Source organism: Flavobacterium glycogeni (assembly GCF_048286775.1).
Taxonomy (GTDB): domain Bacteria; phylum Bacteroidota; class Bacteroidia; order Flavobacteriales; family Flavobacteriaceae; genus Flavobacterium.
This window is the reverse complement of sequence record NZ_JBLVPV010000039.1, coordinates 1-13,616: the sequence shown is the minus strand read 5'-3', so window position 1 is coordinate 13,616 and position 13,616 is coordinate 1. Positions and strand designations below refer to the sequence as shown.

General features: G+C 35.1%; 9 protein-coding genes. 3 read left to right on the top strand and 6 right to left on the bottom strand.

Annotated elements, in window-relative coordinates:
* Positions 1-89: 89 nt before the first annotated feature.
* The 6 genes from ACNQGX_RS17800 to ACNQGX_RS17775 form a co-directional block, all read right to left on the bottom strand.
* Positions 90-617, bottom strand: a complete 528-nt coding sequence (locus tag ACNQGX_RS17800; protein ID WP_417978556.1) for an ATP-binding cassette domain-containing protein — start codon at positions 615-617, stop codon at positions 90-92.
* Positions 614-853: a hypothetical protein gene (locus ACNQGX_RS17795; RefSeq protein ID WP_417978554.1), complete on the bottom strand. Its 240-nt coding sequence runs from the start codon at positions 851-853 to the stop codon at positions 614-616. Before ACNQGX_RS17795 ends, ACNQGX_RS17800 begins: the two co-directional genes overlap by 4 nt.
* Before the next feature lie 66 nt (positions 854-919).
* The gene (locus tag ACNQGX_RS17790) at positions 920-3,697 is read right to left on the bottom strand and encodes a PD-(D/E)XK nuclease family protein (RefSeq protein WP_417978552.1); all 2,778 of its coding nucleotides are present in this window, start codon (positions 3,695-3,697) and stop codon (positions 920-922) included.
* 65 nt (positions 3,698-3,762) lie between these two features.
* Positions 3,763-5,196: an OmpA family protein gene (locus ACNQGX_RS17785; RefSeq protein WP_417978550.1), complete on the bottom strand. Its 1,434-nt coding sequence runs from the start codon at positions 5,194-5,196 to the stop codon at positions 3,763-3,765.
* Positions 5,197-5,329: 133 nt separating this feature from the next.
* Entirely contained in the window at positions 5,330-6,523 is a 1,194-nt protein-coding gene (gene kbl / locus ACNQGX_RS17780; RefSeq protein WP_417978548.1) for a glycine C-acetyltransferase, read from the bottom strand.
* 71 nt (positions 6,524-6,594) lie between these two features.
* Complete coding sequence (locus ACNQGX_RS17775) at positions 6,595-10,263, bottom strand: UvrD-helicase domain-containing protein (RefSeq protein ID WP_417978546.1); 3,669 nt, start codon at positions 10,261-10,263, stop codon at positions 6,595-6,597.
* A 269-nt stretch (positions 10,264-10,532) separates the two neighbouring features.
* Between ACNQGX_RS17775 and rbfA the strand changes: the two genes are divergently transcribed.
* From rbfA to ACNQGX_RS17760, 3 genes are all read left to right on the top strand, one after another.
* Entirely contained in the window at positions 10,533-10,925 is a 393-nt protein-coding gene (gene rbfA, locus ACNQGX_RS17770) for a 30S ribosome-binding factor RbfA (protein WP_131914784.1), read from the top strand.
* 3 nt (positions 10,926-10,928) lie between these two features.
* Positions 10,929-12,128 carry an ABC transporter permease gene (locus ACNQGX_RS17765; RefSeq protein WP_417978543.1) on the top strand — a complete coding sequence of 400 codons (1,200 nt, stop codon included), beginning with the start codon at positions 10,929-10,931 and terminating at the stop codon, positions 12,126-12,128.
* 167 nt (positions 12,129-12,295) lie between these two features.
* Positions 12,296-13,522, top strand: a complete 1,227-nt coding sequence (locus ACNQGX_RS17760) for an MATE family efflux transporter (RefSeq protein ID WP_417978541.1) — start codon at positions 12,296-12,298, stop codon at positions 13,520-13,522.
* Positions 13,523-13,616 lie beyond the last annotated feature (94 nt).

Below are 13,616 nucleotides of genomic sequence, written 5' to 3'. Positions count from 1 at the left end.
TTTCATTACTAACCTCGTAAAAGCTACAAGCAAAAAAGAGGTAATGAGTATCTGTGGATATAGCTATGTGTTTTTAGATGAAATTTGGACTATATAATACATGTGTTTGGTATTAATCCGTTTATTTTTTCAATCATGATTGGTGATAAACCATTGTAAGGCTCGTCTAACAAAACAAATTTTGACGCGTTATTCAGGATTAATTTAATTTCTAAATACCGTAATTCTCCGCCGGACAAATGTTTTATTCTTTTGTTCAGCATCGATTGAATCATTTCATCGGCATAAAAATCCTGCAATTTCTCTTTGGTAATGGACAATTGAATTGTCTTTTTTATCGAAAATGAATTTGGAATAAAATTCTCTTGAGGCAAATAACTGATTTGGTTTAGCAAATCGCTGGTTTTTGATTTCACGACGCCATCAACCCGAACAAATTTAAAATCAGCAGTTACAATTCCGAAAATAATTTTTAACAAGGTCGATTTTCCCGAACCATTTCTTCCTAAAACACCAATAATATCGGCGGTTTCGCATTTTAAATACACATCTGAAACTATGATTTTTCCATCATACTGTTTTTGGACACTGTCCACTTCTAAAACACTTTTAGTCATACGAATTTGAGTAATACATTAATGCCTAAAATCAATACTATCGAAAAAACAAAATTCAGCATAAAACCATACACAAACAACTGCAGTTTTGAGATTCCGTTGTTGTAATAAAACAGGTATTCATTTTTAGCATTCACTTCTTTTATCAAAATACTGATGAAGAAACCAAAAATAATAAGTACGTACTTGAAGGTTTCAAGTCCTCCAAAAATCCATGCTAAAAGACTTATTGACACGTTTATTGTCAAAGTGCTTTTGTAAAACTCAAAGATGTTGGCTAATTTTCTAATTGTGAATTCTATTTAAATTGTTTTCTCTTCAAAAGGAATATTCTCATCTAAAATTTCGCTTAATAAAAGAACCATTTGCCCGAGATAATTACTCAAAATTTCTTCATTTATAATTGAATTTATTTCTTTCTCTTCTTTAAAATTAAACGGAAGAAACCCTGCTTTTAAATTCTTAAAAGAAATAATTCCCGCTTCAATTGGCTTTCCTTTTGCTTCGTGCTCATACATATAAGCATATGCCAGCACCTGAATGATTTTATCGCTTTTAATATCTTCAGTCAGTCCTTTCCAGGATTTCAAAGTGACGCTTGCTTTTTCTACTTTACCCGTTTTGTAATCGATAATTCGAATGATTCCGTTACGCTCTTCAATTCGGTCTACATTTCCTTTTATCAGTACCGGAAAAGGCAAATTAGGATGATGTAATGGTCGCTCGAAAGTTTCCTCTAAAGCTAGAATTTTTATTGCGTCGCCGTTCTTAATACTTTCCAATTCTACTTTCAGAAAATTCGAAACATTACGTTTGGCGACTTCAAACGCCAACAAATTTCTTCCTTTTTTGATTTCGCCTTCTTTGTAAACCAATTTAAATTGCTTGAGAACCTCAGCGTCAATTTGTTTGAAACAATTTAAAATATCACTTTCTGATATAAATTTGCCAATGAAAGGTTCGTATAAAACTTTCAAAGTTTCGTGGATAATGGTTCCCAACGTATTCAAGGCAATATTCTCTTCAACTTCTTCGACTTCGCTGATGCGCAAAATCTTTTGGAAATAAAACTGAATTGGATTCCTAATATAACTCGTCAATGCCGATGGTGAAAACCCTTTTTCCGCAATTTCCTTCAGTCGTACCATCACACTTTCCGATTTTGGAATTACCATCGGTTGATACGCTGTTTCGGGTAAAACCGCATTATAAATTTCGTGCGTTAAAGTATGATTAACCTGCTTTTCGACTTCGAGTTGCGTTATGAATCGGCTTTTTTCTCCCGCATCCAAACCTTCACTTTCGGTATTATACAGCAAGTAGATATTTTTGGCGCGTTGCAATAAATGATAGAAATGATAGGTATAAATCGCATCTTTTTCTTTGAAAGTCGGCAAACCCAATTCGCGTTTCACATCATATGGAATAAAGGAATTTTGCGATTTTCCCGCCGGAAATTTTCCTTCATTCATCGAAGTGACAATAACGGTGTCAAAATCCAAAACACGGCTTTCCAACACTCCCATAATCTGCAAACCATTCAAAGGTTCTCCTTCAAAAGAAACTTCGGCCAAATCAATTACTTGTTTATAAATGGCATAAAGCGTTTCTATTTTATCGATATGTTCGTGCTTCGAATAGTAATTAATCAGTTTATTGATGACTTTGAAAATGGCAAAAACAAAAGCCTTAGTGATTTTTTCTTCCTCGTTATCGTTGCTTAAATTTTCTTTTATGGTTTGCAATAATTTAGAAATAGTCTCTAATACCGGAATCGAACCCTTTTCCCATTTTTGAAATAATAAAAGAAACAACTCGCTCGGAATTGTATTCAATTCCATCAATTTATGATGCGTAATAAAAGTATAATTATTTTGATTGATGGTATGGACAAGCGCGCTAGTTTTCGCATACGGTTCCACCAAAGGATGCGTCAAAATATCCAATACATCTTTGTAATACAACACGTAACTTTTTGCATTTCTGGACAACGCATTCGTGTGCATTTTGAATAATTTGGCAATCAAAATCTGCGCTGGATTGTTCTTACTCGAATATCCCATCGTGATATTCAAAGCGCCAACGCTTGACGGTAACGAATATAAAAGCGGCACCAAAAGATTTTCCTCACCAAGAACGACAGCCACTTTATCAAGCTTCCCTTCAGTCCCGAGACTTCGGGATTCATTGATGACATTCTCGATAATGCTTCCTGCGATTTTGGCCTGACCAATTGTTTTTGGAGTACCAATAACCTGAATGTTTTTAGTCTGCGAAAAATCATTTACAATCCATTCAAACGGATGCAGTTTATAATATTTCCAACTTTCTTTGAAACGTCGTACAAACAGTCCTGCATCATGATACGGATCATTGAGAAAGGTCTGGTCTACATCCCAATATATTTTGGCATGATCAGAAGCGATAAGGTGCTGGATTATTTTTTCTTCGGCTGCATTCAACGCATTAAAACCAGCAAACAGGAATTGTTTGTCTTGTACAGAATTCGAAAAATGATTTAAGTTATTTACCGCTTCCCGATAAATCAATCCTTGATAGCCGATTCCTTTATTCAATAAATGAGTATAAAGGGATTGATAGTAATTGGGTAATAATTTCCAAAAATCGATATATTTCTCCAATAAGACAGTTTTGTTTTCGACTTCAATTCCCCATTTTTTGATGTCTTCGATATCTTTCAGATACGAAAGAACATGGGATGGTTCTAATAAATAGCGATCAATTTCATTGAAGTCCTGCAACAATGTTTTAGCCCAATTGGCAAACAATTCAAAGGTTTGTTGATTTGCTATATCGGTAATAGATAAGTAGACTTCGTAGAATTCAAATAATAGTTCAATGGGATCTATGGTACGAATACCGGCTATGTTTTGAACAAAATCTTCAATACTTATAATTTCGGGAGAAAGTATATTTGCTGTAACTTGATTTTTTAAGGCTTCAATTAAGAATATTTTGGCTCGTTTGTTTGGTAAAACAACAATTGTATTAGAAAGATTGTCCGAGTAATTTTCGATTAAAACCGAAGCTATTTTATCTAAAAAAGAAGTATTTGTCATTTTATAAAAATAAAAAAAACGCCCCGATAAATCGAGGCGTTTTCCATAAATATTTTAGAAAGAAATTATTCTTTAATCAAAGATATTTCAACTCTTCTGTTCATTGCTTTTCCTTTTGCAGTTTTGTTAGTTGCAATTGGTTTAGTTTCTCCAAAACCTGTAGATCTAAGTCTGTCAGCAGCGATTCCGTTTTCAATTAAATAGTTTTTAACTGCAGCAGCTCTGTTCTCAGATAAAGTTTGGTTCATTATATTAGCACCATCACTATCTGTATGACCTTCAACCATGAATTTAGAATAAGGATATTCTTTTAAGATAGAAGTGATTGATTGTAAAACTGTGTAAGTACCTTTTTGGAAAGTAGATTTACCAGAATCAAACAAGATTATTTTACCATAGTTATTTAAAGTTTTCATAACTTCTTCTGAAACTTCTGGACAACCTTGATTAGCAACAGTACCTCTTACATCTGGACATTTATCATCTTTATCTAAAACACCATCTCCATCAGTATCTGGCCAAGGACAACCTGCGTTTTCTTTTGGACCTGCAACAGTAGGACATTTGTCATCTTTATCAGCTACTCCATCTCCGTCTGTATCTGGACAACCTTTCAATGCAGCTAAACCAGCAACTTCTGGACAAGCATCATCTTTATCAGCAATTCCATCTCCGTCTGTATCAGGACATCCGTTCAATGCAGCTAAACCAGCAACTTCTGGACAAGCATCAGCACTATCTTGAATTCCATCTCCATCAGTATCAGGACATCCGTTGAATTCTTTTAAACCAGCAACTTCTGGACAAGCATCATCTTTGTCATATATTCCATCACCATCTGTATCTTTACCTCCAAATTTGAAGACAATACCAGCTGAGTGTTGAAAATGTGATGGAGCATCTGGAGTTCCAGAAGCATCTTCTCTATCACCAAAAGATTTTTTATATTTTGTTGCAAGTTCTAATCCAACATTCTCAGTAAACCAGAAAGTTAAACCAGCACCTGGATTTAAAGTTCCGTAGCTACTGTCTCCAAAAAAAGTATAACCACCACCAACAGAAAGAGATGGATCAACAACTTTTGAACCAATCAAATTCATCAAACTATATTTAATAGTTGCATCGATACCGTAGTACATCAAATCACCTGGGTTAGATACTACATATCCACGAGAATCATGACCAACTGCAGTTGGAGCAAATTTCACATACTTGTCAATCTTGTTCACAGAACCAGTAAGTCCAAAAGAGAAATTATCTCCTACGTTTCTAAATACACTAAGGTACGATACAGAAGGAAGAATATTCCAGTTGTCTTTAACTGCAAATGGTTGAGAAAAATGGCGATCTGCCCAATTTTTCCCTCCACCAGCACTGGTTTTAGTATCAACGGCATTAACTCCAAAAGAGATAGCCCATGGATTGTTACTGTCTTGTGCGTGAGAGCTTAGACCCATCACCATCATTACAGCAAGTAAAAGTTTTTTAAGATGTTTCATACTTAATTTTTTTAATTACGATTTAGTTAATTATAAACAAAAGTAATGCGTAAATTTTTAACTACAAAACTAAATGTTAAAAAAAACCTATAAAAATCGTCAAAAGTGGAAATTATACAACTTCAAATCGAAATTATACAACATTTAACATTCTCCCAACTTCAACAAAAGCACTGATAGCCTTGTCTAAATGGACTTTTGTGTGAGCTGCCGATAATTGCACTCTAATCCTAGCTTTATCTTTTGGCACCACTGGAAAAAAGAATCCTATAACATAAATTCCCTTTTTCAAGAGTTCATTTGCCATAGTTTGAGATAATTTTGCATCATAAAGCATCACTGGAACAATTGCAGAATCACCATCAATGATGTCAAAACCGGCTTTTTTCATTCCTTCTTTGAAATAATTAGTATTCCATTCCAATTTATCTCTTAGTGTCGTATCATTTTCTAATAATTCAAAAACTTTGATAGAAGCTCCTACAATTGCGGGCGCTAAAGAATTAGAAAACAAATAAGGTCTGGAACGTTGACGCAATATTTCAATAATTTCTTTTTTTGCAGTCGTATAACCTCCCATTGCACCCCCAAGTGCTTTTCCTAATGTTCCAGTAATGATATCCACTCTTCCCATTACACCTTTTGCCTCGAGCGTTCCTTTACCAGTCGCTCCTATAAATCCTGCAGCATGACACTCGTCAACCATAACCATCGCATCATATTTATCCGCTAAATCACAAATTTTATCCAACGGGGCCACAACACCATCCATAGAGAAAACACCATCCGTAACAATTAATTTAAAACGAGTTCCAGCTTCTGTAGCCTTAATCAACTGCTTTTCCAAATCTTCCATATTGTTATTTTCATAACGATAACGTGCTGCTTTACACAAACGAACCCCGTCAATAATGGAAGCATGATTCAAACTATCAGAAATAATGCAATCTTGATCTCCTAATAACGGCTCGAAAACCCCTCCATTTGCATCAAATGCTGCAGCATAAAGAATCGTGTCTTCTGTCCCGTAAAATTCAGAAATCTTTTTTTCCAATGTTTTATGAATATCCTGAGTTCCACAAATAAAACGTACTGATGACATTCCGAAACCATGTGTATCCAATGCATCTTTTGCCGCCTGAATCACCTCTGGATGCGAAGACAATCCCAGATAGTTATTGGCACAAAAATTCAAAACCGTTTCTCCTGTAGAAATAGTGATTTCTGCCCCTTGTGGTGAAGTGATAATTCTTTCTGATTTAAAAATTCCGTTGTCTACAATCGTTTGAAGTTCTGACTGCAGATGTTGTTGTATTTTCCCGTACATAATTTTGTTAAAAGTTTAAGGTTTAAAGTTTTTGTCCTAAAGACACCAAGACTCAAGTTTTTAGTTTTTGGCTACAAATGTACTACATCGATTGACAAACCTATATATACAAGTGCTTTTTTTACCACTTTAAATCCCATTAACTCAATCGCATGTTGATAATTCTCTAATTGCAATTGGTATTTTGAATTGTGAATTCCTGTTTTATAATCTAACAGAAATACGTCTTTTTCTTTGGTCACAACCATTCGGTCCGGTTTGATTGTTTTTCTTTCTTTCTGAATAATGGTTTGTTCATTCATAATTTCATTCCCTTCAGAAAAATAAGTTGAAAGTTCACTATGATTAACAATTTCCTGAATAGTTTTAAAAACTGTTTCTTTTTGGTTAAAAGTGATTAATCCGCTCTCGATGGATTTTGTAATCGCTAAATCCACGTCAGCTTTTGTTTTCACAAAAGACAAAATTTCGTGAACCACATTCCCATATTCTATAGCTTCCTGCTGGTGCGTTCCCCACATAAGAGCTTCTCGCTGCGCAATTTTTATATTCTTTGGATTGAGAATTTCCGTAACCAAAGGAATCGTTTTAGAAGTATCGACATGCTTCTTTTCATTTGACAACTTTGTTGATTTCCCAAATTCGTACTCCAATTTACTTTCGTCAAATTCTCCTTTATTTATCAAATAATTAATAAAAAAAGCACACATATTATTCTTTGGAATTTCTCCTTTACTGGATAAATTCATGTTTGAAATCACATACAATTGCTCCTCAGCTCGGGTCAAAGCCACATACAAAACATTGATATTGTCCAATAATTCTTCCTGTTTCTTTTGATTGTAAACCTCAGCTGCTTCCTCTCCAAATCCTTCAACGGCACTGCTATTGTCGATTAAAACCTTTGGCAAACCAAAATCCTGCTCCTCGGCATTCAGCCATAATTTATCTTTTGGTTTTCGATTGTAATCTTCCTCGGCAAAAGGAAAAATTACGACCGGGAATTCCAATCCTTTCGATTTATGAATCGTCATAATCCGAACCGCATTAGTCCCTTCCGGAGACGGAATACTGAATTTCGCTGCATTTTTATCCCAGAAATTCAAGAAATCCGAAATTCCTGCTTGATTGCGAATGTCTCGTTCGAGAACAATATCTAGAAAATATTGAACGTAAGCATTCCCCTCCCCTCCCTCCCCTTCGGGACTCCCCGAAGGGGAGGGAGCCATAACTGGAGAACTGGAATTTAGAAAAGTTTCTTGTAGAATTAATTCTTCTTTTATTTTTTTTAATACAATCGAAATACTCCCAATTACTTCCTCATTACTAAATCGAATAACTTTAAATCCTTTTTTATCTAAAATTTCAGTTCTTTGCGCATCGTACTCTTTCTGTAAATCATGAATTCCGCCATCAACTTCAACAACCAATTTTTTTGACAAACAGACAAAATCAACAATAAAATCATCTATCAAATGTTGTTGCCTGAATTTATAATCTTCTAGTGATTTAGATTTAAGCTCCCTCCAAAGAACTTTCTCAGCATGTGTTGGCTCTTTTCTCATCTCTTTCGCTTTTTCAATTAAAAGATGAGAATAATTTCCACCAGTCATGTATCCTAATTTATCTGATTCAATAAGACCATTTTTATCCACACAGTTAACCACTCCGTCACCCCTTCCTTCGGAGGGGGCTGGGGGGAGGAACTTTGCTATTATAGTTTCTACCGCTTCATACAATGATTTCTTTCTAATGTTTTGAAACGAAAGTGAAACATCGAAACTCATCAGCCAATTTTCGAAGTCAGTTTCCTGAAATAACGCCATTCCTTGAGCAATAAAATCGTGAATCGGTAATTTATCCTGACTGTTTTGTGCTAAATATTGAAGAAAATTTGCTTTGGATTCCAAATCAGAACTGTTTTTCAGGTATTTCAACAAATGAATAATCAATCGAACTTCGGTCGCATTTTGAATCATCAAGGTTTCCGAAGACAAAAGTGGAATACCTTGCTCCGTCAAATAATTAGCAATAGCAATTCCTTGGTCTCGTTTTCGAGTCAGAATAACAATATCTTTGTATTGAAAGCCTTTTTGAATGGATTTTTGAATGGCATTTAAAGTCGCTAAAACATATAAATCCGTTTTATCCAACGTTTCTTCTCCCGAAGTGTCGGGATCTTCTGATGTTTCTACTTTTGGAATGAAAGAAATATTTACGTAGCCGCCGGTTTTGTCATTCGTTTTTTGATGGCTGTGATTTTCATACAAATCTTTATAATCCAAATGGTCGAATTCATTGGACAACAATTTAAAAAAATCATTATTGAATTCGATTATTTGCGAGTAGGAACGGTAATTTTTATCTAAATGTTCGAGTTTTTTATCGGGATTATTGAACGGATTTTGGTCTTTACTCAATTCAATAAACTGCTCCGCTTTTCCACCACGCCATCTGTAAATGGACTGTTTCGGATCACCCACAATCATCAAAGTTCCTTTTACTCCAAAATCATCCTGACCCGAAAGTGCATTATCGATAAGCGGAATCAGGTTCTGCCATTGCATTTCGGAAGTATCCTGAAATTCATCGATAAAAAAATGACGGTAGCGCTCGCCTAATCGTTCGTATATAAAAGGAGCCGGCTGATTTTGAATCTCCCGATGAATAATCGCATTAAATTCCGAGATGGAAAGTACATTTTGTTCTTCCTGAATTTTGGCTAATTCATTACTTACTGTATTTAATAATGACAAAGGCGTAATGTTTTTCAAGAACGCTTTATAGAAATTTATCTTTTCGAAAGTTTTGTAAACTTTGTCTAAAAATTGCAATAAATCAGGAATTATGTTTTCAATAATCGCACGATCTTTTGCCGTTTTATTAATTTTTATGTCATCAAACTCATGATAAGTTTTATTTTTTGGATTGAATTTTCCTTCTTGAATACTCAACAAATGTTTTGGAAAATGTCCTGCTGAAAAAGATTTAGTATCAATTCCGTTTTTATCAATTAATGATAATGCTTCTTCTGCAAAAACAACACTTTCTTTTTCCAAAACTTTGCAGGCTTCTGCCAATTTGTTTTTGATTTCAACAAACTCAGCTATGGATTTGTCTTGAAAATGAGTGATTTCGTTTCGGTTGTTTTCGTTTAAAACCAACCGACCGGTTTCGAGAATTTCACGCGAAATATCCCAAGATTTATCATCATCGGTTTTTTCCATCGTAAAATCGATGAGCAGCTTTGTTAATGTCTCATCTTCTCCGGCTTGCGCGATGATGGCATCGACGGCTTCTATCAATAAATTTTCGGTATCCAATGTGACTTCAAAAGTCATGGGTAAATTCAAATCGTGCGCAAAAGCACGAATCACTTTATGCGTAAATTTATCGATGGTAGAAATATCAAAAGCGGCATAATTATGAATAATGTGCTTGATGATTTGCTGTGATTTGGTTTTGATTTGAATGATGGATAATTCCGTATCTATAGCCAAATCCTGCATTAAATCCTGTGCTTTTTGCGCCGGTTCGTCTTTAGCAAATTCAGAGAGACTGCCTACGATTCGGCTTTTCATCTCGTGTACCGCTTTATTGGTAAACGTAATGGCGAGAATGTTGCGATAGGCGTCGTTTTTTGGTGCGACAAGGATAATTTTCAGGTATTCTTTGACAAGCGCATAGGTTTTTCCGGATCCGGCCGATGCGTCGTATATGGAGAATGAAGGTCTTTGCATGAGTTTTATGTTTTCCCCTCCCCAACCCTCCCCAAAGGGAAGGGAGACAAGGCGGAATTAGTTTGTCTGTAATCTGAATTTGATAGTTCCCAAATGTCCTAGCCCTGATAGAAGTGGAAATCCTTTTATAAAGCTGGAAGCCTTTTGAAGGCTTTCAGCTTTATAAAAGATTGCAACGGATAGCAGGAAATAGCTCCTAAAAACACAACTATTTTTAGGTTACTTTTAAAATTTGTTCGTATAAAACTTAAAAGTAGTATTTTTGCAGCATGGAAACAAATAGACAGAAAAAAATAGGTGGGGTTATCCAAAAAGATTTGGTTGACATCCTACAAGGTGAAGTGAGAAAAAACGGAGTAGCTAATTTAATTATTTCGGTATCCAAGGTTGTTGTAACTTCAGATTTATCTGTGGCTACAGTTCATTTAAGCGTTTTTCCTCAGGATAAAGCAAAAGAGATTTTAGAGGCGGTTAAGTCCAATGCTAAAAATATAAAACATGATTTATCGCAGCGTGTTCGTTTACAATTAAGAAAAGTTCCTAATTTGGTTTTCTTTATTGATGACTCTTTGGATTACATTGAAAAGATTGACAATGCGTTAGCAAATAGAGATAATCCTATAGAAAACAGAGATCTTTTGGATAAACGCAGATTTCAATAAAATTTGAATTTTCCCCTTTACATAGCCAAACGGTATATTCTTAGTAATAGCAAAAACAACGCTATAAATATCATCAATCGCATTGCCAGCATGGGAATTATTGTTGGCGCAATGGCTTTGTTTGTGGTTTTATCTGTTTTTAGCGGCTTGAAAGTTTTTAGTCTTTCGTTTACCAATGACATTGATCCTGATTTAAAAACAAGCAGTACTTTAGGAAAATCCTTTTTGATTTCTCCAAGTCAGGAAAGCCAAATCAAGAAAATTGACGGCTTAGCTTCGTATACTAAAATTATTGAAGAGCGTGTTTTATTCACTTTTGACGGGAAACAGGAGGTTACTTATCTCAAAGGTGTTGATTCCAATTTCAGCAAAGTAAACGCCATAGAAACAAAACTTTTCAACGGACAATGGCTAAAACCAGACACCTATCAAGTGGTTGTGGGTTATGGAATTGCACAAAAATTCTCGATGGGATTATTAGATTTTAATCGTCAATTAGAAGTTTTGGTACCAAAACCAGGGAAAGGCGCTATCGAAAATCCGGAACAAGCTTTTAACAAAACGGATATTATTCCTGTTGGGATTTACGCCATCAGCGAAGATTTAGATTCCAAATATGTTTTTGCCGATTTAGGTTTAGCGCAAGAACTATTGGAATACAAAACCAATCAAGTTTCTGGGATTGAAATCAAAGTAAAAACTGGCGCTGATGAAACTGCTATTACAGAACAACTTCAAACAATTTTCAACCATAAAATCACCGTAAAAAACAGGGCACAACTCAATGAATCGCTCTATAAAATGTTGAACACGGAAAATATCGCTGTGTATTTAATATTCACTTTGGTGATTGTTGTGGCACTTTTCAACTTAATTGGCGCGTTGATTATGATGATTTTGGACAAAAAAGGAAACCTAAAAACCCTTTTCAATCTGGGAACTGAAATCAAGGACCTGCGGAAAATATTCCTGCTTCAAGGTACTTTATTGAGTGTTTTTGGCGGAATTATCGGATTGGTTTTAGGAATTATAATCGTTTTGTTGCAAGAATATTTTCAACTGGTTATGATTACTCCTACGCTTGCGTATCCAGTGATTTTCTCTCTCGAAAATGTACTGATTGTTATGGGAACAATTGTTACGCTTGGCTTTATTGCTTCGCTGATTGCAAGTAGTCGAGTAAGCAAGAAGTTGTTGGATTAATTTTTTTTATTAAAAAGAATATTTACATTTACCTTTCATAAAATCTAAACGCTATGATAGTTTCTGTCTAGTCCTACTTTATTTTTCGAATAATTAGGGCCACTTTATTTACTTTTTGGTTCAGACTAATAGGTCTGGACTGATCCTCTCATTAATCCTAATTTATCATGACAGAAACAACATTAGAAAAAAACTTATTTTCTCGAATTTTCACAATATTAAAGCAAGCTATCAAAGGCGATGAATCCTTTGACTATACGTCTGGAAGCATCAAAAAAGGGGTAATTCTTCTAGCCATTCCGATGGTATTAGAAATGCTTATGGAATCGGTTTTCGCTTTAGTCGATTTATATTTTGTCGGCCATTTAGAGCAAAGCAGTTATGCTATTCAAGCGGTTGGCTTGACAGAATCGGTAATCACAATTGTTTATTCTATTGCTATCGGGATTAGTATGGCCGCTACTGCAGTTGTTGCTCGTCGAATTGGCGAAAAAGATCCTGTCGCTGCCGCAAAAGCTGGAATGCAAGCCATCATTATTGCATTTGTTATCAATACAATAATCAGCATTTTTGGTTTTATTTATGCCAAAGACATTTTATTATTTATGGGAGCCTCCGTTGAAGCTGCTGAATACGGGGTAAACTTCACTCGAATTATGATGGGCGGAAGTTTATGCATCATGCTTCTGTTTCTTATTAACGGAATATTCCGTGGCGCAGGAAATGCTGCCATTGCCATGAAAAGTCTTTGGTTGGCTAATATTTGCAATATTATTTTATGTCCCATATTAATTAACGGATTTGGACCCATTCCTGCTTTTGGATTAATGGGTGCTGCAATGGCAACTACTACCGGAAGAAGTATTGGTGTTTTGTACCAGTTGTATCATTTATTTAATGGCAGAGGAATTCTAAAAATTATACCTTCTTATTTTATCCCAGATTTGGAACAAATTAAAGCATTGGTAAAAATTGCTGCCCCTGGAGTATTACAATTTGTAATTGCTTCCTGCAGTTGGATCTTTCTGGCTCAATTGGTTGCCACAACGGGTGGGGATCATGGTTCGGCCGGATATCAAACGGCATTGCGCATCATGATGTTTTTTATTCTTCCTGCTTGGGGATTAAGTAATGCCGCTGCAACTTTGGTTGGTCAAAACTTAGGAGCGAAACAAATTGAACGTGCCGAAAAATCGGTTTTTACCACTGCAAAATACAATGTGATTTTCATGGCGATTATTACGGTTATTACCCTGGCTTTTTCCAGTTCTTTGATTTCATTTTTTACGAATGACCTTATTATTCAAAAGATTGCTATTGAAGCATTACAAACAATGTGTTTGGGATATGTTTTTTACGGAATAGGAATGGTGTTATACCAAACGAAAATATAATATAGACCAATTTTGATAATTGGTTTTTTTATGGTAAATTTGGACTATATTATAACAGTAATTATGGCACATGCAAAAATTTTGGTGATTAAGG

Bases quoted from the DNA above. Each gene is read 5' to 3' on its own strand.
- ACNQGX_RS17800 (WP_417978556.1), bottom strand. From the start codon at position 617: ATGACTAAAAGTGTTTTAGAAGTGGACAGTGTCCAAAAACAGTATGAT.
- ACNQGX_RS17790 (WP_417978552.1), bottom strand. From the start codon at position 3,697: ATGACAAATACTTCTTTTTTAGATAAAATAGCTTCGGTTTTAATCGAA.
- ACNQGX_RS17785 (WP_417978550.1), bottom strand. From the start codon at position 5,196: ATGAAACATCTTAAAAAACTTTTACTTGCTGTAATGATGGTGATGGGT.
- kbl (WP_417978548.1), bottom strand. From the start codon at position 6,523: ATGTACGGGAAAATACAACAACATCTGCAGTCAGAACTTCAAACGATT.
- ACNQGX_RS17775 (WP_417978546.1), bottom strand. From the start codon at position 10,263: ATGCAAAGACCTTCATTCTCCATATACGACGCATCGGCCGGATCCGGA.
- rbfA (WP_131914784.1), top strand. From the start codon at position 10,533: ATGGAAACAAATAGACAGAAAAAAATAGGTGGGGTTATCCAAAAAGAT.
- ACNQGX_RS17760 (WP_417978541.1), top strand. From the start codon at position 12,296: ATGACAGAAACAACATTAGAAAAAAACTTATTTTCTCGAATTTTCACA.